The 21,506-nt window shown below is 69.4% G+C and carries 20 protein-coding genes; 13 read left to right on the top strand and 7 right to left on the bottom strand.

Annotated elements, in window-relative coordinates:
* Nucleotides 1–81 precede the first annotated feature (81 nt).
* Entirely contained in the window at nucleotides 82–768 is a 687-nt protein-coding gene (locus ACZ2G3_RS01330) for a response regulator transcription factor (protein ID WP_470397188.1), read from the top strand.
* Between the two features lie 150 nt (nucleotides 769–918).
* Here the strand turns inward: ACZ2G3_RS01330 and ACZ2G3_RS01325 are convergent, their stop codons facing one another.
* Together ACZ2G3_RS01325 and ACZ2G3_RS01320 are read right to left on the bottom strand one after the other, a co-directional pair.
* Entirely contained in the window at nucleotides 919–1,893 is a 975-nt protein-coding gene (locus tag ACZ2G3_RS01325) for a glutathione S-transferase family protein (protein WP_470397187.1), read from the bottom strand.
* An 85-nt stretch (nucleotides 1,894–1,978) separates the two neighbouring features.
* Nucleotides 1,979–3,295 carry an MFS transporter gene (locus tag ACZ2G3_RS01320; protein ID WP_419268815.1) on the bottom strand — a complete coding sequence of 439 codons (1,317 nt, stop codon included), beginning with the start codon at nucleotides 3,293–3,295 and terminating at the stop codon, nucleotides 1,979–1,981.
* A 112-nt stretch (nucleotides 3,296–3,407) separates the two neighbouring features.
* Here ACZ2G3_RS01320 and ACZ2G3_RS01315 point away from each other — a divergent pair, with 112 nt between their 5' ends.
* The 5 genes from ACZ2G3_RS01315 (at nucleotide 3,408) to ACZ2G3_RS01295 (ending at nucleotide 6,681) form a co-directional block, all read left to right on the top strand.
* Nucleotides 3,408–4,193 carry an exodeoxyribonuclease III gene (locus ACZ2G3_RS01315; protein ID WP_470397186.1) on the top strand — a complete coding sequence of 262 codons (786 nt, stop codon included), beginning with the start codon at nucleotides 3,408–3,410 and terminating at the stop codon, nucleotides 4,191–4,193.
* Between the two features lie 97 nt (nucleotides 4,194–4,290).
* Nucleotides 4,291–5,196, top strand: coding sequence for a thioredoxin (trxA, locus tag ACZ2G3_RS01310; protein ID WP_470399005.1), 906 nt, complete (start codon nucleotides 4,291–4,293; stop codon nucleotides 5,194–5,196).
* A gap of 3 nt (nucleotides 5,197–5,199) precedes the next feature.
* Nucleotides 5,200–5,826 carry an LON peptidase substrate-binding domain-containing protein gene (locus tag ACZ2G3_RS01305; RefSeq protein WP_419268813.1) on the top strand — a complete coding sequence of 209 codons (627 nt, stop codon included), beginning with the start codon at nucleotides 5,200–5,202 and terminating at the stop codon, nucleotides 5,824–5,826.
* The gene (locus tag ACZ2G3_RS01300; protein ID WP_470397185.1) at nucleotides 5,823–6,020 is read left to right on the top strand and encodes a Trm112 family protein; all 198 of its coding nucleotides are present in this window, start codon (nucleotides 5,823–5,825) and stop codon (nucleotides 6,018–6,020) included. The genes ACZ2G3_RS01305 and ACZ2G3_RS01300 overlap by 4 nt, the downstream gene beginning before the upstream one ends.
* Entirely contained in the window at nucleotides 6,013–6,681 is a 669-nt protein-coding gene (locus ACZ2G3_RS01295) for a rhomboid family intramembrane serine protease (protein WP_470397184.1), read from the top strand. The genes ACZ2G3_RS01300 and ACZ2G3_RS01295 overlap by 8 nt, the downstream gene beginning before the upstream one ends.
* A gap of 16 nt (nucleotides 6,682–6,697) precedes the next feature.
* On the opposite strand, the gene ACZ2G3_RS01290 is transcribed toward ACZ2G3_RS01295, so the two are convergent.
* From ACZ2G3_RS01290 to ACZ2G3_RS01270, 5 genes are all read right to left on the bottom strand, one after another.
* Nucleotides 6,698–7,450 carry a DUF2268 domain-containing putative Zn-dependent protease gene (locus ACZ2G3_RS01290; protein ID WP_470397183.1) on the bottom strand — a complete coding sequence of 251 codons (753 nt, stop codon included), beginning with the start codon at nucleotides 7,448–7,450 and terminating at the stop codon, nucleotides 6,698–6,700.
* A 10-nt stretch (nucleotides 7,451–7,460) separates the two neighbouring features.
* Entirely contained in the window at nucleotides 7,461–10,061 is a 2,601-nt protein-coding gene (locus tag ACZ2G3_RS01285; protein WP_470397182.1) for a DNA translocase FtsK, read from the bottom strand.
* Nucleotides 10,062–10,065: 4 nt separating this feature from the next.
* Nucleotides 10,066–11,298, bottom strand: a complete 1,233-nt coding sequence (locus ACZ2G3_RS01280) for an aminotransferase class I/II-fold pyridoxal phosphate-dependent enzyme (RefSeq protein ID WP_470397181.1) — start codon at nucleotides 11,296–11,298, stop codon at nucleotides 10,066–10,068.
* A 105-nt stretch (nucleotides 11,299–11,403) separates the two neighbouring features.
* Nucleotides 11,404–12,738, bottom strand: a complete 1,335-nt coding sequence (locus ACZ2G3_RS01275) for an amidase (RefSeq protein WP_419268806.1) — start codon at nucleotides 12,736–12,738, stop codon at nucleotides 11,404–11,406.
* Between the two features lie 17 nt (nucleotides 12,739–12,755).
* Nucleotides 12,756–12,965 (bottom strand): DUF1674 domain-containing protein, encoded by a 210-nt coding sequence (locus ACZ2G3_RS01270; protein ID WP_470397180.1) that lies wholly within the window; start codon nucleotides 12,963–12,965, stop codon nucleotides 12,756–12,758.
* A gap of 91 nt (nucleotides 12,966–13,056) precedes the next feature.
* On the opposite strand from ACZ2G3_RS01270, the gene ACZ2G3_RS01265 reads away from it, so the two are divergent.
* The 7 genes from ACZ2G3_RS01265 to ACZ2G3_RS01235 all read left to right on the top strand — a co-directional run bounded on the left by ACZ2G3_RS01265 (nucleotide 13,057) and on the right by ACZ2G3_RS01235 (nucleotide 21,443).
* Nucleotides 13,057–14,292, top strand: a complete 1,236-nt coding sequence (locus tag ACZ2G3_RS01265) for an RsmB/NOP family class I SAM-dependent RNA methyltransferase (RefSeq protein ID WP_470399004.1) — start codon at nucleotides 13,057–13,059, stop codon at nucleotides 14,290–14,292.
* A gap of 75 nt (nucleotides 14,293–14,367) precedes the next feature.
* The gene (gene purH / locus ACZ2G3_RS01260) at nucleotides 14,368–15,954 is read left to right on the top strand and encodes a bifunctional phosphoribosylaminoimidazolecarboxamide formyltransferase/IMP cyclohydrolase (protein WP_470397179.1); all 1,587 of its coding nucleotides are present in this window, start codon (nucleotides 14,368–14,370) and stop codon (nucleotides 15,952–15,954) included.
* Complete coding sequence (lspA, locus tag ACZ2G3_RS01255; RefSeq protein WP_470397178.1) at nucleotides 15,954–16,736, top strand: signal peptidase II; 783 nt, start codon at nucleotides 15,954–15,956, stop codon at nucleotides 16,734–16,736. Before purH ends, lspA begins: the two co-directional genes overlap by 1 nt.
* A 28-nt stretch (nucleotides 16,737–16,764) precedes the next feature.
* Nucleotides 16,765–17,286 carry a DUF3035 domain-containing protein gene (locus ACZ2G3_RS01250; RefSeq protein WP_470397177.1) on the top strand — a complete coding sequence of 174 codons (522 nt, stop codon included), beginning with the start codon at nucleotides 16,765–16,767 and terminating at the stop codon, nucleotides 17,284–17,286.
* The gene (locus tag ACZ2G3_RS01245) at nucleotides 17,286–18,503 is read left to right on the top strand and encodes a cytochrome P450 (RefSeq protein ID WP_470397176.1); all 1,218 of its coding nucleotides are present in this window, start codon (nucleotides 17,286–17,288) and stop codon (nucleotides 18,501–18,503) included. The genes ACZ2G3_RS01250 and ACZ2G3_RS01245 overlap by 1 nt, the downstream gene beginning before the upstream one ends.
* Before the next feature lie 172 nt (nucleotides 18,504–18,675).
* Nucleotides 18,676–20,121, top strand: coding sequence for a M16 family metallopeptidase (locus ACZ2G3_RS01240; protein WP_470397175.1), 1,446 nt, complete (start codon nucleotides 18,676–18,678; stop codon nucleotides 20,119–20,121).
* Nucleotides 20,118–21,443 (top strand): M16 family metallopeptidase, encoded by a 1,326-nt coding sequence (locus tag ACZ2G3_RS01235; RefSeq protein WP_470397174.1) that lies wholly within the window; start codon nucleotides 20,118–20,120, stop codon nucleotides 21,441–21,443. Before ACZ2G3_RS01240 ends, ACZ2G3_RS01235 begins: the two co-directional genes overlap by 4 nt.
* The last annotated feature ends 63 nt before the right edge of the window (nucleotides 21,444–21,506 follow it).

Below are 21,506 nucleotides of genomic sequence, written 5' to 3'. Positions count from 1 at the left end.
CCATGTGAGATTTTCGACATGTCGCTGGACGGGTTGCGCCGACGTCCCCACTGATTGCCCAAGAAGCAAAAGGAGGCAACCATGGCCGGACTGAAAAAAATCCTGCTGGTCGACGATGAGGAAGACCTGCGCGAGGCCTTGGCCGAACAGCTGGTCGCGACCGACGACTTTGACGTGACCGAGGCGGGCAGCGGCGCCGACGCGGTCGAGGCCACCAAGAATGCGATCTTCGACCTGGTGGTTCTGGACGTGGGTCTGCCCGACACCGACGGACGCGAGCTGTGCAAGAAGCTGCGCAAGCTGAACGTGAAATGCCCCATCGTCATGCTGACCGGCCATGACACCGATGCCGACACGATCCTGGGGCTGGACGCGGGCGCCAACGATTACGTGACCAAGCCCTTCAAGTTCCCGGTCCTGCTGGCCCGGCTGCGCGCCCAGCTGCGCACGCATGAACAGTCCGAGGACGCGATCTTTCAGCTGGGGCCCTATACGTTCAAGCCGGCGATGAAGATGCTGATCGACCAGAAGGACCGCAAGATCCGCCTGACCGAGAAGGAAACCAACATCCTCAAGTTCCTTTATCGCGCCCAGGACGGTGTCGTGCCGCGCGACGTGCTGCTGCACGAGGTCTGGGGATACAATGCCGGCGTCACCACCCACACGCTGGAAACCCACATCTATCGCCTGCGCCAGAAGATCGAGCCCGACCCCTCGAACGCCCGGCTGCTGGTGACGGAATCGGGCGGCTATCGACTGGTCGCCTGACCGCCTTGGCAAGTTTTGGCGCATGCCGCCGAAACGCGGAACCGGGGCGGAGGCCGGACGTTAGGCCCCCGAAGCCCAGTGGTCGGTGGATGCGGCCACACCCTCCCTCTCTGATGACCCCGGCGTTTCCCCGCGCCGGGGTTTTTTTCGTCAGCCCCGACCGTGCGGCGCGGTCCAGTCCTCCTCCGGCCCGAGGGGAATGATCCGGTTCGGGTTGATCATGTCGTGGCTGAAGTAATAGTGCCGGACATAGTGGTCGGGATGCACGGTCTCTGCCACGCCGGGCCATTGATACAGCTCGCGCGCCCAGGCCCAGAGGCTGGGGTAATCCACCACGCGACGGCGGTTGCACTTGAAATGGGTGTGATAGACCGGGTCAAAGCGCAGGATCGTGGTGAACAGCCGCCAGTCCGCCTCGCTGATCCGGTCGCCCGTCAGGTAACGGTGCCCGGACAGCAGCCCCTCGATCCAGTCCAGGCTCTCGAAAAGCGGCACGACCCCCTTCTCATAGGCAGCCTGCGACGTCGCAAAGCCGGCCTTGTAGACGCCGTTGTTGACGGTGTCATAGATGCGGGCGTTGACCTCCTCGATCCGGTCGCGCAGGGCCTCGGGCCAGTAATCGTCCGTGTTGCCGGTGATGCCGTCAAAGGCGCTGTTGAACATGCGGATGATGTCGGCGCTTTCGTTCGACACGATCTGCCCAGTTTGGCGGTCCCACAGGACCGGAACCGTCACCCGCCCGGAGGCATCGGGCCTGGCCTTCAGATAGACCTGCCGCAGATAGTCCAGGCCGAACTGCCGGTCGCCGGTGGCGCCGTCGAAATCGGTGCGGAATTCCCACCCTTCCTTCAGCATCTCGGGATGCACGACCGAAACCCCGATGTGATCCTGAAGCCCCTTCAGGGCGCGGAAGATCATCGTGCGATGCGCCCAAGGGCAGGCATGGCTGACATAGAGGTGATAGCGTCCGCTTTCCGCCTGAAAGCCGCCCTCTCCGGTCGGGCCGGGGCTGCCGTCCGCAGTGACCCAGTTGCGGAACTTGGAGGTGTCGCGCTGAAATTCGCCGCCCGTGCTGTCGGTGTCGTACCACGTGTCCTTCCAGACGCCGTTGACCAGTTGGCCCATGTCGCTTCCTTTCCGTGATGTGACGGGGCAACGGACCCGCGCGCCGCCTTGTTCCGCCGTCTTGTTTCGCCGCGTTGTTTCGCAGTCAGCCGATGGCGCGGTCGCGCGTCTCGATCGGGATCAGCATCAGCGCGGCGGCGGCCAGGACCAGCAGCAGGGCAAAGCTGCCAATCGCCAGGCCGAACCCCTGGGCAAAGACCACCGCCAGCAGGCTGGGGGCCAGGATGCCGCCCAGGCGCGCCATGGCGCTGGCGGTGCCCATGCCGGTGCCGCGCAGGTGGGTGGGGTAAAGCTCGGGGGTAAAGGCGTAAAGCGCCCCCCAGCTGCCCAGCAGCGCAAAGCTCATCACGATGAGGGCGGTGGCGACCAGGACCGGGCCGCTGGCCACCGCGAACAGCCCGCAGCCCGCCGCCGACAGCAGCAGGAAGGCCGCCAGCGTCGGGCGCCGGCCCAAGGCCTCGACCCCCCAGGCGGCCAGCGCATAGCCCGGCACCTGCGCCAGGGCCAGGATCACCAGGAACCCATAGCCGCGCACGAAGCCAAAGCCCTCGGTCGCCAGCTGGCCCGGCACCCAGACAAAGACGCCGTAATAGGACAGCGACACCAGGAACCACACCGCAAGGACCCCCAGGGTGGCGCGCCGCAGCGGCGCCGAGAGGATCGAGACCGCCGCCCCCGCCGGCACCGGCGCCGGGCGCAGATGGGCCTGACTGGGCAGGGGCTGGGCCCCGTTCACTGCCAGCACGCGGTCGATGACGGCGCGCGCCTCGGCCTGGCGGCCCTTGCGGACCAGGTACATGGGCGATTCAGGGATCCAGAAGCGCAGCACAAAGCCGATCAGCGCCGGCAGCGCCGCCACCAGGAAGATCCAGCGCCAGGGCGCTGATGCCCCCCAGGATGCCGCGGCCCAGGCCGTCAGGGCCACGACGATGGTGCCGATGGCCCAGAACCCCTCCAGCCAGACCAGCCAACGGCCGCGGTTCTTCGGCGGCAGGAATTCCGCCATCATCGCATAATCGACGGGCAGCGTCCCGCCCACCGCCACCCCGGTCAGGAAGCGCAGCACCAGCAGCCAGGTGAAGTCCCCGGCCATGACCGAGGCAAGGCCAAAGACCGCATCCATCGCCACCGTGCCGATCAGCACCCATTTCCGCCCGATCCGGTCGGCCACGCGGCCGAACAGGAACGCGCCCACGAACATGCCCAGAAAGAACACCGTGCCGATCTGCAGCGCGGTCACCCGCTCCAGCCCGAAGCTGGCCGCGACCGAGGGGGCGGCAAAGCCCACGGCGATGACCTGCATCGCGTCCGCCGCCCAGACCAGCCCGAAGATGCCCAGCAGCCGCCACTGGAAAGGCCCCGTGCCGCCGCGCGTCAGCGCCTCGTCGATGGTCAGTTTCATCCCGATCCTCCGCGCCCTTTCCCCTTGCATAACGCCCGCGGCCCATATGGCAAGCCTGCGCCTCGACAGGCCCGGCCCCCGCCATTAGGGTCCGCGCCCAAAGGAGACCCCCATGTTCACCATCGCCACCTGGAACATCAACTCGGTCCGCCTGCGCGAAGGGCTGGTCGCCCGCTTTCTGAGGGAGGAATCGCCCGACATCCTCTGCCTGCAGGAATGCAAGTCGCCCGTGGACAAGATCCCGCTGACCGCCTTCCGCGACCTTGGCTATACCCATATCGTGGCGCGCGGGCAAAAGGGCTATAACGGCGTGGCCATCCTGTCGCGCCTGCCGCTGGAGGATGCGGGCGACCGCGACTATGCGCGCCTGGGCCATGCGCGCCACGTCTCGGCCCGGCTGGAGAACGGCGTCGTCATCCACAACATGTATGTCCCCGCAGGCGGCGATGTCCCGGACCGGACGGTGAACGAGAAGTTCGGGCAGAAACTGGATTTCGTGGCCGAGATGCGCGACGTCTTTCACGCCGACCGGCCGCAGAAGTCGATCCTGGTGGGCGACCTGAACATCGCCCCGCACGAGGAGGACGTCTGGTCGCACAAGCAGATGCTCAAGATCATCAGCCACACGCCCGTCGAGGTCGACCACCTTCTGGCCGCCCAGGATGCCGGCGGATGGGTGGACGTGACGCGCCAGGACATCCCCGCCGGGCTGCTCTACAGCTGGTGGAGCTATCGCGCCAAAGATTGGGCCGCCGCCGACAAGGGCCGCCGGCTGGACCATATCTGGGCCAGCGCCGATATCGCCAATGCCGCCCATGCCAGCCGCATCCTGCGCCCCTGCCGGGGCTGGGACCAGCCCAGCGACCATGTGCCGGTGCTGGCCAGCTTCGACCTCTAGGCGCATCCTGGGGGCGCATCGGGGCTTTTGCTTGCGAGCCTGACGCCCCATATTGAAGGCGACAGCATCGACCGAACGATCCGGGGACGACATGACCATGCTTTTCGAGGGGGCCGCCGCGCCCAAGACCGCCGACTTCATCAAGGACGTGACCGAGGCCGATTTCATGACCGAGGTCGTCGAGGCCTCGATGGAGGTGCCCGTCATCGTCGATTTCTGGGCGCCCTGGTGCGGCCCCTGCAAGACGCTGGGCCCCGCGCTGGAGGCCGAGGTGGCCCGCCACAAGGGCCGCGTCCGCATGGCCAAGGTCGACGTGGACCAGAACCAGATGATCGCCAGCCAGCTGCGCGTGCAGTCGGTGCCCACGGTCTATGCCTTCTACAAGGGCCAGCCCGTCGATGCCTTCCAGGGCGCGCTGCCGCAAAGCCAGATCAAGCAGTTCGTGGACAAGCTGGCCGCGATGTCGGGCGATGACGGCGGACTGGGCGATGCGCTGGCCGCGGCCGAGCAGATGATCGAGGACGGAGAGGCCGCCGACGCGATCGAGACCTTCACCGCCATCATCGGCGAGCTGCCCGACAGCCCCGAGGCCTGGGGCGGCCTGATCCGCGCGCATCTGGCGGCGGGCGACCATGCCGCGGCCGCCTCGACCCTGCAGCAGGTTCCGCAGCCCCTGACCCATGCCGGCCCGGTGGAGGCCGCGCGCGCCCAGCTGCAGCTGGCCCAGCAGGCCGAAAGCGCCGGTCCCATCGGCGACCTGCAGGCCCGCGTCGAGGCCGACCCCGCCGACCAGCAGGCCCGGCTGGAATATGCGCAGGCCCTGCACGCAGCGGGCCGGGTCGAGGAAGCGGTCGACGTCCTTCTGGACAGCTTCCGCCGCGACCGCGACTGGAACGACGGCGCGGCCAAGGCGCAGCTGATCACGATCTTCGACAGTCTCAAGCCGAATGACCCGGTCGGCCAGAAGGGCCGGCGCCGCCTGTCCTCGCTGATCTTTGCCTGATCGATGGCCCTTCGCTTCGAACTTCCGGACCGCCTCGCCCTGTTCCCGCTGCCGGGGGCGGTCCTGATGCCGCGTTCGCGCATGCCGCTGCACATCTTCGAGCCGCGCTACCTGCAGATGCTGGAAGACACCCTGAAGACCGACCACCGCCTGATTGGCATGATCCAGCCCGAAACGGACGGCCTGGCGGCCATCGGCTGCGCCGGGCGGGTGGTGGCATTTTCGGAAACCGGCGACGGGCGGATGATGATCTCGCTTGGCGCCGTGTCACGCTTTCGGCTGCAGGAGGTGACCGAGGGGTTCTCTCCCTATCTGCAGGGTCAGGTGGACTGGTCCTCCTTCGCGCGCGACCGGGGCGGCCCTGAACATGACGCGGGCCTTGATCGCGATGCGCTTTTCGCGCTGCTGTCGCGCTACATGGAAACGCAGGATCTCTCGACCGACTGGGAAGCCGCAGCCAAGGCCGAGGACGAACTGCTGATCAATTCGCTGTCGATGATGCTGCCCTTTTCGGCGGGCGACAAGCAGGCGCTGCTGGAATCCCCCTCCCTGTCCGACCGGCGCGAGTTGCTGGTCGGGCTTATCGAATTCGCGCTGCATGGCGGCGAGAACGAGGAACGCATGCAATGACCGAACCCGCCGCCCCGACCTTCGACCGCCACATGCTCGAGGCGCTGGTCTGCCCGGTGACCCACACCACCCTCAGCTATGACGCGGCGCGCCAGGAACTGGTGTCCCGCGCCGCAGGGCTGGCCTTCCCCATCCGGTCCGGCATTCCGATCATGCTGATCGACGAGGCCCGCCAGATCAAGGCCGATGACTGAGGACAGCCGCCCCGTCGCGATCCCCCGCGTCTCGGCCCGGCAACTGGTCCCGGCGATCCTGCCGCTGTGGGTGCGGGGTCTAATCCTCCTCTGCTGCCTGATCGAGGGCGGACTGCTGCTTGCGGGCCTTCTGGGCTATCCGATCGCGCGACAGGCCGCCTTCATGCTGGGCGGCTTCTGGTCGCCGCTGTTCCTGGACGGGCCGGGCCTATATCCCGGCCAGGGCATCGCGATGTTCCTGACCTACGGCCTTCTGCACGGCGGATTGCTGCATCTGGCGATGAACATGATCTCGCTGGCCGCCGTGGCGCGCGAGCTGAACCGCATGGTGGGTGCCGCCCGGATGGCGGCGATCTATGTGGCCAGCCAGGTGGGCGGCGCCCTCCTGTTCGCACTCATGCAGCCGCAGGCGGGACCGATGGTCGGGGCGTCGGGTGCCGTCTTCGGCCTTGCCGCAGCCTTGGTCGGCCATGCGACGATCACGCTTCGCCGCCGGCAAAGGTCGACCGCGCCGCTGGTGCGCGCCGTGGCGCTGATCCTCGGGCTCAACATCGCGCTGACCCTGCTGCTCCCTTCTATCGCATGGGAGGCGCATCTGGGCGGCGCCGCAACGGGCCTCATCCTGGGCTTGGTCTTCGCCTTGGGGCGCCGCGCCAGCTGACGGGCGCGTCTTCTGGTCAGATACTCCCAGGGGCCTCGGGCGCAGGTTCCCCAGCTTCGTCCGGTGCAACCGCCGCCTCAGGCCCTGCCGCGTCGGCCACCTCTTCCATCCCCTCGTCCTCCGCCTCCAGCCCGTCGGCCGCCAGCAGCCGACGCAGGGCGGGGCGGAACATGTCCGCGGGTATCCAGGCCAGGCGCGCCGCGTCCTGCCCCGGCTCCTGCGCCAGATGCTCGGCGATCAGCCGGTGGCCGATGCCATAGCCGGTCCATTTGCGGATCTTGCCGCGCCCGTGGAACCATTCGGCAAAGTCGAAGTCGCGCCGCGCCCAGAGGTTGCCCGCCTGGCGCAGGCAGCCCGCGGTGGGACGGGCGGCATCCCAGGGATCGGGTTCGCCGCCCAGCACCTGCGTCACGAAATGGCCGGCCAGCCCTTCGCTGACCAGCACCTCGCCCAGGGATCGACCGTATCCCGGCCCCTCCCACCGCAGCAGGTGGTGCATCTCGCGAACCAGCACCCGTGTCAGGTGGTCCTCGGTAAAGCGGCCCGGATTGACCGTCACCTCGACCAGCCCGGGCATCGAGGCGCGACCGCCCACGCCGCGGTCGGGGATCCCGCCGCCCGTTTCCGCCCGGATCACCAAGTCGAAAGGCGGCAGCGTCACCAGTTGCCCGACCTGCGCCACGGCCTCGCGGGCGGTGGTGCGGATCTGGGCCATGTCGCCGGTCAGGGCGTGGCGGGCGTTCAGGAAATGGATGTTCCAGACGGTCATGTCGGGGCCCTCAGACCTCAGGAACCAGAACCTCGCGCTTGCCGACATGGTTGGCCGCGCTGACGACACCCTGCTCTTCCATCTGCTCGACCAGCCGCGCGGCCTTGTTATAGCCGATCGCCAGCTTGCGCTGGATATACGAGGTCGAACATTTGCGGTCCCGCGCCACGATCATGACCGCCTGGTCATAAAGCGCATCGTCGCCGCCCTCGCCGCCCCCAAGGCCCAGGACCGCGTCGATATCGTCGGCCTTGTCGTCCTCGACCCCCTCGACTACGCCGGACTTGTAGCTGGGCGGGCCAAAGGACTTCAGGTGGTTCACGATCTCCTCGACCTCCTCGTCGCTGACGAAGGGGCCGTGGATGCGGGTGATCCGCGCGCCGTTGCCCATGTAGAGCATGTCCCCTTGGCCCAGCAGCTGCTCGGCCCCCTGCTCGCCCAGGATGGTGCGGCTGTCGATCTTGGACGTGACCTGAAAGCTGACCCGCGTGGGGAAGTTCGCCTTGATCGTGCCGGTGATGACATCGACGGACGGGCGCTGCGTCGCCATGATCAGGTGAATGCCCGAGGCCCGCGCCATCTGCGCCAGGCGCTGGATGCAGGCCTCGATCTCCTTGCCCGCGACCATCATCAGGTCGGCCATCTCGTCGACGACCACGACGATATAGGGGAAGGTCTCGGGCTGGAACTCCTCGGTCTCCCAGATGGCGTCGCCGGTATCCTCGTCGAACCCGGTCTGGACGGTCCGCTTGAACATCTCGCCCTTCTTCAGGGCCTCGGTGACGCGGCCGTTGTAGCCCTCGATGTTCCGCACGCCCATTTTGGACATCTTGCGGTACCGGTCCTCCATCTCTCCAACGACCCATTTCAGCGCCACGACGGCCTTCTTGGGGTCGGTGACGACCGGGGACAGCAGGTGCGGGATGCCGTCATAGACCGACAGTTCCAGCATCTTGGGGTCGATCATGATCAGCCGGCATTCGTCCGGCGTCAGCTTGTAGAGCAGCGACAGGATCATCGTGTTGATCGCGACCGACTTGCCCGACCCGGTGGTGCCCGCGATCAGCAGGTGGGGCATCTTGGCTAGGTTTGCCACGACCGGATCGCCGCCGATATCCTTGCCCAGCGCCAAGGGCAGCGGCTGCGTGCCATCGCCGAATGCGCGGGAGGCGAAGATCTCGCGCAGCAGCACCTTTTCGCGCCGCGCATTGGGCAGCTCGATCCCGATGACGGTGCGGCCGGGAACGGTGCTGACGCGCGCGGACAGGGCCGACATGGACCGGGCGATGTCATCGGCCAGGCCGATCACGCGGCTGGCCTTCAGGCCCGGCGCGGGTTCCAGCTCGTACAGCGTGACGACCGGGCCGGGGCGGACCTCGGTGATCTGGCCCTTGACGCCGTAATCGTCCAGCACCGCCTCCAGCATGCGGGCGTTTTCCATCAGCGCCTCGTTCGACACCGGGACCACGTCGCTGTCCGACGGCGCCGACAGCAGCGCCAGCGGCGGGCGTTCATAGGCCGGGCCGCTCTCCTGGAACCGGGGCGCGGGTTCGGCCTCGGCGCGGGTGCTGCGCGAGGGTTCCGCCTTGCGCGCGGGCGCCACCATCGGGCGCTGCATCTCGGCGCCGGAGGGCTGCGGATCGGCCGGCTCCCCATCGGCATCCTCGGCTTCGGGGCGCGCAGAGCCGTGGTCGCGGGCCAGCCGCGAGGCCACGATCTTCAGGACCGAGGTCTTGGCGGCATTGCTGCGGATCGCGTCGCTGATGCGACCGCGCACCTCCTCCTCGGAGGGGCCGTCGCCGTCATAGTCCGAATCGCGCTCGATCAGCTCGGGCTCGGGCATCTCCTCTTCCAGCTCGAAGGCCGGAGCGGGGGCCTTGCGCCGCGACCGTCCCGCCGCCGGCGCGGCAGCGGCATCCTCGGACGGGGTCCCGCCCCGCTTGCGCAGCCGCTGCGACAGCCGTACGGCACCGTCCGCGCCACGCAGCGACAGGTGCATCGCGGTGGACAATCCGCCCTTGAAGCGGCGCCACAGCCCGACCAGTTCGTCCCGGCTGAAGCCCAGGACAAAGGCGCCCACGGCAACGACCGCCACCGCAACCAGAAGCGCGGCGATGCGGATGCCCAGCTGCGCCTTCATCGGCAGCAGGTTCAGCATCGCGCCCATGATCATGTCGCCGAAATGGCCGCCCAGGCCATAGGTCTGCTGCCAGTCCGGCCCCGGCATCATCGTGCTGGCATAGACCGACACCAGCGCCACCGCGATGGGGGTGAAGATGCCGCGCATCAGGCGCTCCTCACCCCGATGCAACATCAGGCGCAGGCCCCAGACCCAGGCCGCGACGACAAGCATCCAGGACCCGTATCCCGCGATCATCATCAGCGGAGAAGCAATGTAGGCGCCAAAGCTGCCGAGCATGTTCTGCGCTGGCGCATCGGTGGCCGAGAGGAAGCTGGGATCGTCGGAGGACCAGCTGCCCAGCATCATCGACACCATGACGCCCAGCAGGAGCAGCCCCGCGCCCAGCAGCTCCTTGCCCCGCCGCTCCAATGCGGCCTGGGTGTTCTGGTCGAACAGGGGATCGCGGTGTTTCGCCTGCCAGCTTGCCATTGCCTCACCCTTCCCCGTCGGTCATGTCCGCGGCCGCCACGGCGCCCGCCCTGTCGTATAGAACGTCGCGCAGCCGCGTCAGGGCCGCCTCGGTCAGAGCCGCATCGGCGACCAGCGCCACGCGCACAAAGCCGTGCCCCGGGTTGAACCCGTTTACCTCGCGCGACAGATAGGCGCCGGGCAGGACCTGGATGCCCGCCTCCGCCCAAAGCCTGCGCGCAGACGCCTCGCCATCCTCGACCGGCAGCCAGAGAAAGAACCCGCCGTCCGGTCGTTGATAGCCCGGAACATCGCCCAGCACCCGGTCCGCGATGCGGTACTTTTCCTGGTACAGCGCGCGGCTGGTCTCGACATGGGCCTCGTCGGCCCAGGCTGCGGCGCTGACATGCTGAACGGGCAGCGGCAGGGGCGCCCCGGCATAATTGCGCAGGCGCCGCATCTCTCGGATCTGGGCGACGCCGCCTGCCGCAAAGCCCGAGCGCAGCCCCGGCAGGTTCGACCGCTTGGACAGCGAGTTGAACATCACCACCCGGTCGGGCAGGCCCATCGCGGTCGCGACCTGCAGCGCGCCCGGCGGAGGCGCGTCGCGCCAGATCTCGGAATAGCACTCGTCGGCGAAGATCAGGAAATCATGCCGCACGGCCAGCGTCACCAGCCGTTCCAGATAGTCGCGCCCGGCCACGGCACCCTGCGGGTTGGCGGGCGAACACAGATAGGCCACGGCGACCCGGTCCAGCAGCGCGGGGTCCAGCGCCGCGTAGTCGGGCAGGTTTCCGGTATCGGGCGTCGCGGGAACGAACACCGCCTCGGCCTGGACGGCGGCGGCGGCGACGGCATAGACCTGGTAGAAGGGGTTGGGCACCAGGATCGCCGGGCGCTGGCCATTCTTGCGTTCGGGGCACAGCGCCAGCGCCGCGTTGAACAGCCCCTCGCGCGTGCCGTTCAGCACCATCAGGCGGTCAGCCCCCACCTCCAACCCATAGCGGCGGTCCAGCCAGCCGCCGATCGCAGCCAGCAGTTCGGGTATCCCCTCGTTCGCCGGATATTTCGCCAGCGTGCCGATGCTGTCGGCCATGACCCCGGGAACAAACTCCGGCATCGCGTGGCGCGGCTCTCCGATGGTCAGCACGATAGGGGATTCGCCCGGCGCCAGATCCGGCGTGATGTCGGACAACAGCGCCCGCAGGCGCGGGAACGCGTAGTCGGGCAGGTTCGAGAACCGCTCGGGGAATGCCATCTCTGCCTCGCTTCTCGGGGTCTGCGCCCCGTTCCTTTTGCAGAAACATTAGCGTGAACGCGGCCTTGCGTCCAGCAAAAGACCTGCAAACGGGCAGGCCCTCGCCTAATCCGCCGCCAGCGCCGCCTCGGCCCCCGCAGCCACGCGCAGCAGGTGCCGGTCATGCCCCGCGTGGCCCAGCATCGAGATCCCGCAGGCCGCATGCCCGGTCGGCAGCGTGATCGCCGGCAGGCCCAGCAGGTTCGCGATGCGCGTGTTGCGCAGGGTCAGCAGGTTGGCGCGGACGAACTCGGCCTCGTCCTTCATCAGGCGGTCCACGGCGGGGGGCATGATCGGCACCGTCGGGATCAGCACGGCGTCATAGCCGCCGACGACCTCCTTGATCCACCTGCGGCGCACGCGGGTCAGGCTTTCCCAAGCCGCCACGTAATCGGGCGCGCTGACCTCGGCGCCGCCACGGAAACGCTCCAGGATCGGCTTCCACATCAGTTCGGGCGCGTCCTCGATCTGCGCACGCCAGATGCCATAGGCCTCGGGGGCGAACAGCTGCGGCGACAGCGCCATGGCGCGGTCGATCCAGTCGGTGGCGACATGCGTGACCTGCGCGCCCGCGCGCCCCAGCCGGTCCACCGCATCCTCGAAGGCGGCGACGGGTCCGGCCTCGGCCCCGTCAAAGGGCAGCCCGTCCAGCACCATCAGCCGCAGGCCCTGGGCGGTGGCCTCGGTCAGGTCGGGCGCAGGCTGGTCGGCCATGATCGCGAACAGTTCGGCGCAATCCTCGACCGTGCGGGCCAGGGGACCCGCGATGTCGAACTTGCGCGCCAGGGGCACCACACCCTTTTCGGGCAGCGCGCCTTGCGTCGGCTTGAAACCGACCAGGCCGTTCCAGGCGGCCGGCACGCGGACCGATCCGCCGGTATCGGTGCCGATGGCCGCCGCCGCCAGCCCCAGGGCCACCGACACCGCCGCCCCCGAGGACGAGCCCCCCGGCGCCAGCGCCGGGTCCAGCGCATTGGGCGGCGTCGCCGTCACCGGGTTCAGGCCCAGGCCCGAAAAGGCCAGTTCGGTCATATGGGTCTTGCCCAGGCAGATCGTGCCGCGCCGGGCCGCGCGGGCCAGGATGTTGGCATCCTTGCGCGGCACCCGCGCCTCCAGCAGCTTCGATCCGGCCTCGGTCACCGTGCCGCCGCTGTCGATATTGTCCTTCCAGCTGATGGCGACACCGTCCAGCAGGCTGTGGCGGCGCCCCAGCTTGGCGCGGTCATGCGCGGCGACGGCCTCGGACCGGGCGCGCGCGGGCGTCAGCCGGGCAAAGATCCGGTCGCAGTCGGGATGCGCCTTGGCCGCGGCCAGATAGGCCTCGGTCTGGTCGATCGGGTCCAGAAGCCCCGCCATGATCGCGCGGCCCTGCTGGGTGGCGGACGCCTTCAGCCAATCCATGAAACGACCCGCGCCATTCAGAAGTCCACCGCGATGCCGTTCTTTTCGTAATCGCCATAGCGCACCGGTTCGGGCCCGTCGCGGCCGCCATATTCCTCGGGCAGGATCTGGGCGGCGCGGGCGCGGCGACGCTCTTCGGCCTCGGCCAGGGCGCGCTGCGCGGCGGGCGGCAGGTCGGGCCCGGCCTGGGGCGCGGCGTCAGCGGGGCGGTCGGTGTCATCACTCATGGAAACATCCCCCGAATGGGCGTATGGGTCGCGGTCAGTCTTGACGAACATGTAGGCGAAGGAAAGCGTTTTGGCAAAGCCGGGCGGCGATATGGCGCGCAGGGGCGCATTGCGATTGATCCAGGGAGTGCGCGAGGGCCGGTCCCTGTCGGACCAGCAGGGCGCGCTGCGCAGCCTGGCCGTGGCCGAACAGGCCCGCGCCGCGCGGCTGGCGGCGGAAACGCTGCGCCACCAGGGTCGCGCCGATGCGGTGATCGAACCGCTGGTCAGCCGCAAGCCGGCCCCGCAGATCGCCGACGTGCTGCGCCTGGGCGTGGTCGAGATGCTGGAACTGGGCGCGCCCGCGCATGGCGTCGTGGGCGCCGCGGTGGATCTGACCCGCACGCTTGGCAAGCGCGGGCAGGCCGCCGCCGGCATGGTGAATGCCGTGCTGCGCAAGGCCTCCGCCCATGCCGGTTGGGCCGACCTGCCGCCGCAGCCTTTGCCCGACTGGCTGCGCGGGCCGCTGGAGGATGCCTATGGCGACGGCGTCATGCGCGCCATCGAGGCCGCGCATCAGCGGGGCGCCCCCCTGGACCTGACGCTGAAACCGGGCGCCAACGTCCTGCCGGATACCGAGATGCTGCCCACCGGGTCGCTGCGCCTGCACGGGCCGGTCCAGGTGTCCGCCCTGTCGGGTTTCGACGTCGGCGACTGGTGGGTCCAGGATGCCGCCGCCGCCCTGCCCGCCCGCCTGCTGGACCCGCAGCCGGGCGAACGCATCGCCGACCTCTGCGCGGCGCCGGGCGGCAAGACCATGCAGTTGGCCGCCGCCGGCGCGCAGGTGACCGCCGTCGACATCAGCGACCAGCGCCTGAAGCGCGTGACCGAGAACCTGGCCCGCTGCGGCCTTTCGGCCCGGCTGGTCGCCGCCGACGCGCTGGAATGGCGGCCCGTCGAGCCGCTGGACGCGATCCTGCTGGATGCGCCCTGTTCGGCCACGGGCACCATCCGCCGCCATCCCGACCTGCCCTTCATCCGCGACGGGCATGGCATCGCCGAGCTGATCGAATTGCAGGCGGCGCTGCTGGATCACGCCCTGTCGCTGCTGCGGCCCGGCGGGCGGCTGGTCTATGCCACCTGCTCGCTGATCCCGGACGAGGGCGAGGTGCAGATCGACGAGGCGCTGGCGCGCCATCCCGGCCTGACCGTCGAACGCCCCGATCTGCCCGGCATCGACCCCGCCTGGATCACCGAAGAGGGCGGGCTGCGCCTGCGCCCCGATTACTGGGCAGACCGGGGCGGCATGGACGGATTCTACATGGCGCGGCTGCGCAAGGCAGGCTGAAGGGGGGCGGGCTGACGCTGGACCTTCGCGCGAGGTTTCGGTAATCGGGCGGGGAACCAGATCCTCGAGGCCCCCATGACCGACCCCGTCGCCCTCAAGCGCGCGCTGATCTCCGTTTCCGACAAGACCGGCCTGATCGACTTCGCCCGCGCGCTGGACGCGCGCGGCGTCCAGATCCTGTCCACCGGCGGCAGCGCCAAGGCGCTGCGCGAGGCGGGCCTGACCGTCACCGACGTGGCCGATGTCACGGGCTTCCCCGAGATGATGGACGGCCGCGTCAAGACGCTGCACCCGGCGGTGCATGGCGGGTTGCTGGCGCTGCGCGACAACCCCGATCATGTGGCCGCGATGGAGCAGCACGGCATCGGCGCGATCGACCTGCTGGTCGTGAACCTCTATCCGTTCGAGGAGACCGTGGCCAAGGGTGCGGCATACGGCGACTGCATCGAGAACATCGACATCGGCGGCCCGGCGATGATCCGCGCCGCCGCCAAGAACCACGGCTTCGTCACCGTGGTCGTGGACGTGCAGGATTACGACGCGGTCCTGGCGGAACTGGACGCGAATGGCGGCACCACCCTGCCCTTCCGCCAGCGGATGGCGCAGACGGCCTATGCCCGCACCGCCGCCTATGACGCCGCCGTCAGCACCTGGATGGCCGATGCCATCGGAGAGACCACGCCCCGCCGCCGGGCCTTTGCCGGCACGCTGGCCCAGGGGCTGCGCTATGGCGAGAACCCGCACCAGCAGGCGGCCTTCTATGTCACCGGCGACGCGCGCCCGGGCGTGGCGACCGCCAAGCAGCATCAGGGCAAGGAGCTGTCCTACAACAACATCAACGACACGGACGCGGCCTTTGAGCTGGTGGCCGAATTCGATCCCGCCGACGGTCCCGCCTGCGCGATCATCAAGCACGCCAACCCCTGCGGCGTGGCCCGTGGCGCGACCGCGCTGGAAGCCTACAAGCGGGCGTTTGACTGCGACCGCACCTCGGCCTTTGGCGGGATCATCGCGCTGAACCAGCCGCTGGACGGCGCCACGGCGGAAGAAATCGTCAGGATCTTCACCGAGGTCGTGATCGCCCCCGACGCCGACGAGGATGCCCGCCGCATCTTTGCCGCGAAAAAGAACCTGCGCCTGCTGACCACGGGCGGGTTGCCCGATCCGCGGGCAGGGGGGCTGACCTTTCGGCAGGTCTCGGGCGGCATGCTGATCCAGGGCCGCGACAATGGCCATGTGGCGCCGGCCGACCTGAAGATCGTGACCGAGCGCCAGCCGTCGCAGGACGAACTGGCCGACCTGATGTTCGCCTGGACCGTCGCCAAGCATGTGAAATCCAACGCCATCGTCTATGCCAGGGACCGCGCCACCGTCGGCGTGGGCGCAGGCCAGATGAGCCGCGTGGACAGCACCCGCATCGGTCGCCGCAAGTCCGAGGACATGGCCGAGGCCCTGGGCCTGGCCCAGCCCCTGACCATCGGCTCGGCCGTGGCGTCGGACGCGTTCTTTCCCTTTGCCGACGGCATCGAGGCGCTGGCCGAGGCCGGCGCCCGCGCCGTGATCCAGCCCGGCGGCTCGATGCGCGACGACGAGGTGATCCAGGCGGCCAACCGGCTTGGGCTGGCCATGGTCTTCACCGGCCAGCGGCATTTCCGCCACTGATGGCCCGCGCCCCGCAGAAGGGCGCCCCCAAGGGCGCCGCCCCCAAGGCCAGCCGCGCCGCCCCGCCACGGACGGCCACCCCGCCGCACGCCGCCCGCGGGCATCATCCCGATGCGCGCCCCCGCAGCGGCATGCGCCTGGTGGCCTGGGTGGCGGCGGCCATCTTCGTGCTGGACCAGGCGCTGAAATACCTGGTTGTCCACGTCATGCAGCTGGACCGCCTGCGCGAGATCGACGTGCTGCCGCCCTGGCTGAACCTGCGGATGGCCTGGAACCAGGGCGTGAACTTCGGGCTGCTGTCCTCGGAACAGGACGTGATGCGGTGGGTGCTGGTTGGGATCGCGGTCGCCATCTGCATTTGGGTCTGGATCTGGGTCTGGCGCGCGGCGCTGGGGCGCTTTGCCCGGGTGGCGGCGGGCCTGCTGATCGGCGGCGCACTTGGCAACGTCGTGGACCGCATCCTTTACGGCGCGGTGGCCGATTTCCTGAACATGTCGGTGCCGGGCTGGCAGAACCCCTTCAGCTTCAACGTGGCCGACATCGCGATCTTTGCGGGTGCCATCGGCCTGGTCCTGATGCCGCAGAACAAGCCCGAGACGACGCCCCCCGCCCGCAAGCGTGGCACCGGCACCCCCAAGGTCCGGCCCGCGCAGCCCAAGGGCGCCGCGCCCGCCAAGCCGCAGGAGCCCTTCCTGCCGCAGGCGCGGCAGGGGGACCTGTTCGACAAGTCCCAGCAGGCATCGCGCGATCAAGCCCGTGACGGCGACGGAAAACCGGGCTAGAACGGCGCAAAGCACAAGGGGGCAGGACATGCGGACGCTGGCGCTGGTGATCGGACTGGGGATCGTGACGGGCCTTGGGGCCTGCTCGGGCGGCTCGCAGCTGAACAACATCAAGGCCGACCAGTCGGGCCCCGATGAATTCGCGATCCTGCCCACCCGCGCCCTGTCGATGCCGCCCGACCTGTCGGTGCTGCCGGCGCCCACGCCGGGCGGCACGAACATCACCGACCCCAACCCGCAGGGCGACGCGGTTGCCGCCCTGGGCGGCAACCCGGCCCGCCTGGCCGACCAGGGCATCGGCGCGGCCGACCAGGCGCTGGTGGCGCAGGCAAGCCGCCTTGGCACCGACCCGCAGATCCGCGCCCGGCTGGCCCAGTCCGACGCCGAATGGCGGGCGCGCAACAGCCGCCGCCCGCTGGAGCGGCTGTTCGGCACCTCGGCCTATCTGCGTGCCTATGTGCCCATGACCTTGGACGCCGCGGCCGAACAGCTGCGCTGGCAGCGCGCCGGCGCCATCACCTCGACCGCGCCCGCCCCCGCCGCCCGCTGATGACGGCCGACTTCGATCCGTCGGCGCCCGGTTTCGGGGCCGATCCCTGGTCGGCCTATGCCGCGCTGCGGGCGCAGCCGGGCCTGCCCTTCTGGCCGGGCTTTGACGGTCATCTGGCCGCGCGCATGGCGGATGTCAGGGCGATCGCGCTGGACCGGCGCATGGTGCGTGACCCCGCTGCCTTTTGCCCGCCCGACGAGGTGCGCCGGCTTCAGGTCGCGGGCAACTTCCACGACATGCCGTTCCATGAACGCTATGTTCAGACCTCGATGCTGGACACGGACGGGCCGGACCATGACCGCCTGCGGCGCGCGGTCTTTCCCTTCTTCACCAAGACCCGGCTGGAAAGCCTGCGGGGCTTCGTGACGGGTTGGGTGGATGCGGCGCTGGACCGGCTGATCCCGCAGGGCCGGATCGATTTCGTGGCCGACCTGGCCGCGCATCTGCCGGGGCAGGTGATCGGCCACCTGATCGGGACCGAACCCGCCCTGGCCCCGCAGATGACGGAATGGTCCGACCACGTCGTCAGCTATTTCGACATCGACCGCACCCCGACCAAGAAGGCCCGCGCCGAGGAGGCCACGCGGCTTTTCGCGCAAGTGCTGGAGGATCTGCACGCCGCCCGCCGGGCCCGCCCGCGGCACGACCTGATGTCGGCGATGATCGAGGCCGAGCAGGCGGGCCTGCTGACCCATGACGAGCTGATCGCCACGATCATGCAGATCCTGCATGCCGGGCACGGGTCCACGATCGACGTGATGGGCAGCGGGCTGCACGCGCTGCTGACCCATCCCGACCAGCTGACGCTGCTGCGCACGCATCCCGACCTGATGCCGCAGGCCGTGCAGGAGATGTTCCGCTTTGCCGCGCCGCTGCCCTTCTTCCACCGCTATGCCTCCGAGGACCTGACGATCTGCGGACAGGACTGGCCGCGGGGCAGCAAGTTCGGCCTGCTCTATGCGGCGGCGAACCGCGATCCCGCACCCTTTCCGATGCCCGACCGGCTGGACATCACGCGGCGCCCGAACGTGCACCTGGCCTTTGGCGCGGGGCCGCATGTTTGCCTGGGCAACAACCTGGCGCGGTTGAACATGGAGATCCTGTTCACTGCCCTTCTGGCCCGCGCGCCCGGTCTTGCGCTGGACGGGCCGGTGACGTGGAAGTCCGGTTTGCAGGCCCATGGCCCGACCTGCCTGCCGCTGCGCCTGACGGCCTGAACCCGCTGCCTGGGGCGCCGGGGCACGATCCCGGCCCCATCGAAGCGGGCGGGGATCCGGAAAGCTGCGCCCCGGCGCCGCATCCGCCGCGCCGCACATTCCCGCGAGGGGCGCTTGCACGCCCGCGGCCCCCGGTCCAAGTTTCGGGCAGCAAGAGGAGGTTGCCGCAAACATGTGTCGTCCCGCATTCCGTCCCGCCCTGGCCGCGGCCCTGGCGCTGACCACGTCGCTGACGGCCCTGCCCGCCCTGGCCGAGATGCCGGAGGGCATCAGCCACTTCACCCTGCCGAACGGGCTAGAAACCGTCGTGATCGAAGATCGCCGCGCGCCGGTCGTGGTGCAGATGGTCTGGTACAAGATCGGCGCCGCCGACGAGCAGCCGGGCAAGTCCGGCATCGCCCATTACCTGGAACACCTGATGTTCAAGGGCACCGACCGGCTGGAGGCGGGCGAGCTGTCCAAGACCGTCACCGCCAATGGCGGCAGCGACAATGCCTTCACCTCCTGGGATTACACGGCCTATTTCCAGCGCATCGCCAGCGACCGCCTGCCCCTGGTCATGGACATGGAGGCCGACCGGATGGCCAACCTGTCCATCTCGGATGACGACTGGATGGCCGAGCGGCAGGTCGTGCTGGAGGAGCGCGCGCAACGGGTCGACAGCGATCCCCGCGCGCTGTTCGCCGAAGAGATGAACGCGCTGGTCTATGACAACCACCCCTATGGCCGCCCGATCATCGGCTGGCGCGACGAGATCGAGGCGCTGACCCGCGAGGATGCGATCGCCTGGTACGACACGCATTATTCCCCCGAGGAGGCGATCCTTGTCATCGCCGGGGACGTGTCGGCCGATGAGGTCCGGCGCCTGGCCGAGGAGCATTACGGGGCGATTGCCGCCAAGGGAGAGGCCGCGCCCCGCATCCGCCCGCAGGAGCCGCCCAAGCGCACCACGCGCCGGATCGAGATGACGGACCCGCGCGTGGCGCAGCCGCAGATGACCCGCAGCGTGCTGGCGCAGGAACGCGATCCAGGCCAGCAGCAGAAGGCCGCGGCACTGACCGTGCTGGCCGAACTGCTGGGCGGGTCGGTCCAGACCTCGGTCCTGGGGCGCGAACTGGTGCTGCCGGGCAAGGCGCTGTGGGTCGGGGCCAGCTATGACGGACTGTCGCTGGACCGGACGGAGTTCAGGCTGTCCCTGGTCCCGGCCGACGGTTCGACCCCGGAGGAGGCCGAGGCCGCGCTGGATGCCGCGCTGGCCAAGTTCCTGGAGCGCGGCCCGGACCAGGCCGACCTGGAGCGGGTCAAGACCCGCATCCGTGCCGCCCAGATCTATGCCCGCGATTCCGCGCATGGGCGGGCCTATGATTACGGCCAGGGCCTCTCCACCAGTCTGACGGTCGAGGACGTGAACGACTGGCCCGATATCCTGGGGGCGGTGACCTCCGAGGATGTCATGGCCGCGGCCCGCGACGTCCTGTCCGGCCCGGGCACCGTCACCGGCTGGCTGCTGCCCGGCGAGGCGGAGGCCGAGGCCGGACCGCCCGCCCCGCCTGCCGCCACCCCGCCGAACCCCGAACAGCCCGCCCCCGCACCCCAAAGCCCCGAGGTCCAAGGATGATCCGCGCCGCCATCGCCACCGTGATCGCCTTGATCGCCCTGCCTGCCCAGGCCATCGAGATCCAGGAGGTCACCTCTCCGGGCGGGATCCAGGCATGGCTGGTCGAGGATGACAGCATCCCCTTTGTCGCGCTGGACATCCAGTTCAAGGGCGGCGCCAGCATGGACGCGTCGGGCAAGCGCGGTGCGGTCAACCTGATGACAGGCCTGCTGGAGGAGGGCGCCGGCACCCGCGATGCGACTCAGTTTGCGCAGGCGGTTGAGGATCTGGGCGCGCGGCTGTCCTTCGAGGCCGGCGACGATTCCATCTCGGTCGGGTTTCAGGCGCTGAGCGAGACGCGCGACGAGGCCGCCGACCTGCTGGCCCAGGCCCTGACGCAGCCGCGCTTTGACGATCAGGCGGTCGAGCGGGTGCGCGCCCAGGTGCAGGCCATCATCCGGTCCGAGGCCAATGATCCCAACAGCATCGCCGCCAAGGAGATGGCGCAGCAGGCCTGGGGCGACCATCCCTATGCGACCTCGATCAACGGGACGCGCGAAAGCGTCGCCTCGATCGGACGGCAGGACCTGGTGGTGGCCAAGAACCGCACCCTGGCCCGCGACCGGGTCATCGTGGGGGCCGCGGGCGACATCAGCGCCGAGGAACTGGGCCCGCTGCTGGACCGGATCCTGGGCGGGCTGCCCGAACAGGCGACGGCCCCCCTGCCCGAGCCGGCAGAGCTGCAGCTGACCGGCGGCGTGACGGTGATCGACTGGGACAGCCCGCAGACGGTGGTGTCCTTTGCCGGGCCCGGCCTGCCCATCGACCATCCCGATTATTTTGCGGCCTTCGTGGCCAATCACATCCTGGGCGGCGGCGGGTTCAGTTCGCGCCTGATGGCGGAGATCCGCGAAAAGCGCGGGCTGACCTATGGCGTGGGCACCAGCCTGGCCTCGGGGCTTTACGGCCAGACCTGGCAGGGCGGCATGGCGGGGTCCAACGCCACCACTGCCGAGGCGGTCGACCTGATCCGCCAGGAATGGAGCCGCATGTCCGAGGGCGTGACCGAGCAGGAGCTGGCGGATGCCAGGACCTACCTGACCGGGGAATATCCGCTGCGCTTTGACGGGAACGGGCGCATCGCCTCGATCCTCTCGGGGATGCAGCTGATCGGGCTGCCGATCGACTATATCAACACGCGCAACGAGAAGGTCGAGGCGGTGACGGCCGAGGATGTCGCGCGCGTGGCCGGGGAGATGCTGGACACCGACCAGTTGCGCTTTGTGCTGGTGGGCCGCCCCGAGGGGATCGAGGAGACCCCGGCCGAACCCGCCGCCGAGTGAGGCGCAGCCAGGGATGCCACAGGCGCCGCGCCCCGACGGGGCGCGGCGCGGTCGTATCGGACG

The organism is Paracoccus sp. KKT209 (assembly GCF_055635455.1).
Note: the sequence above shows the minus strand (reverse complement) of the source record. Positions and strands in the feature narration are given on the sequence as shown.

Excerpts from the sequence above, each read along its gene's own strand:
- ACZ2G3_RS01305 (WP_419268813.1), top strand. The coding sequence starts at position 5,200 with ATGGCCCTTCGCTTCGAACTTCCGGACCGCCTCGCCCTGTTCCCGCTG.
- ACZ2G3_RS01275 (WP_419268806.1), bottom strand. The coding sequence starts at position 12,738 with ATGGATTGGCTGAAGGCGTCCGCCACCCAGCAGGGCCGCGCGATCATG.
- ACZ2G3_RS01295 (WP_470397184.1), top strand. The coding sequence starts at position 6,013 with ATGACTGAGGACAGCCGCCCCGTCGCGATCCCCCGCGTCTCGGCCCGG.
- ACZ2G3_RS01265 (WP_470399004.1), top strand. The coding sequence starts at position 13,057 with ATGGCGCGCAGGGGCGCATTGCGATTGATCCAGGGAGTGCGCGAGGGC.
- ACZ2G3_RS01315 (WP_470397186.1), top strand. The coding sequence starts at position 3,408 with ATGTTCACCATCGCCACCTGGAACATCAACTCGGTCCGCCTGCGCGAA.
- ACZ2G3_RS01300 (WP_470397185.1), top strand. The coding sequence starts at position 5,823 with ATGACCGAACCCGCCGCCCCGACCTTCGACCGCCACATGCTCGAGGCG.
- ACZ2G3_RS01325 (WP_470397187.1), bottom strand. The coding sequence starts at position 1,893 with ATGGGCCAACTGGTCAACGGCGTCTGGAAGGACACGTGGTACGACACC.
- ACZ2G3_RS01250 (WP_470397177.1), top strand. The coding sequence starts at position 16,765 with ATGCGGACGCTGGCGCTGGTGATCGGACTGGGGATCGTGACGGGCCTT.
- ACZ2G3_RS01240 (WP_470397175.1), top strand. The coding sequence starts at position 18,676 with ATGTGTCGTCCCGCATTCCGTCCCGCCCTGGCCGCGGCCCTGGCGCTG.
- ACZ2G3_RS01280 (WP_470397181.1), bottom strand. The coding sequence starts at position 11,298 with ATGGCATTCCCCGAGCGGTTCTCGAACCTGCCCGACTACGCGTTCCCG.
- ACZ2G3_RS01235 (WP_470397174.1), top strand. The coding sequence starts at position 20,118 with ATGATCCGCGCCGCCATCGCCACCGTGATCGCCTTGATCGCCCTGCCT.
- ACZ2G3_RS01245 (WP_470397176.1), top strand. The coding sequence starts at position 17,286 with ATGACGGCCGACTTCGATCCGTCGGCGCCCGGTTTCGGGGCCGATCCC.
- ACZ2G3_RS01330 (WP_470397188.1), top strand. The coding sequence starts at position 82 with ATGGCCGGACTGAAAAAAATCCTGCTGGTCGACGATGAGGAAGACCTG.
- ACZ2G3_RS01270 (WP_470397180.1), bottom strand. The coding sequence starts at position 12,965 with ATGAGTGATGACACCGACCGCCCCGCTGACGCCGCGCCCCAGGCCGGG.
- ACZ2G3_RS01285 (WP_470397182.1), bottom strand. The coding sequence starts at position 10,061 with ATGGCAAGCTGGCAGGCGAAACACCGCGATCCCCTGTTCGACCAGAAC.
- purH (WP_470397179.1), top strand. The coding sequence starts at position 14,368 with ATGACCGACCCCGTCGCCCTCAAGCGCGCGCTGATCTCCGTTTCCGAC.
- ACZ2G3_RS01290 (WP_470397183.1), bottom strand. The coding sequence starts at position 7,450 with ATGACCGTCTGGAACATCCATTTCCTGAACGCCCGCCACGCCCTGACC.
- trxA (WP_470399005.1), top strand. The coding sequence starts at position 4,291 with ATGCTTTTCGAGGGGGCCGCCGCGCCCAAGACCGCCGACTTCATCAAG.
- lspA (WP_470397178.1), top strand. The coding sequence starts at position 15,954 with ATGGCCCGCGCCCCGCAGAAGGGCGCCCCCAAGGGCGCCGCCCCCAAG.
- ACZ2G3_RS01320 (WP_419268815.1), bottom strand. The coding sequence starts at position 3,295 with ATGAAACTGACCATCGACGAGGCGCTGACGCGCGGCGGCACGGGGCCT.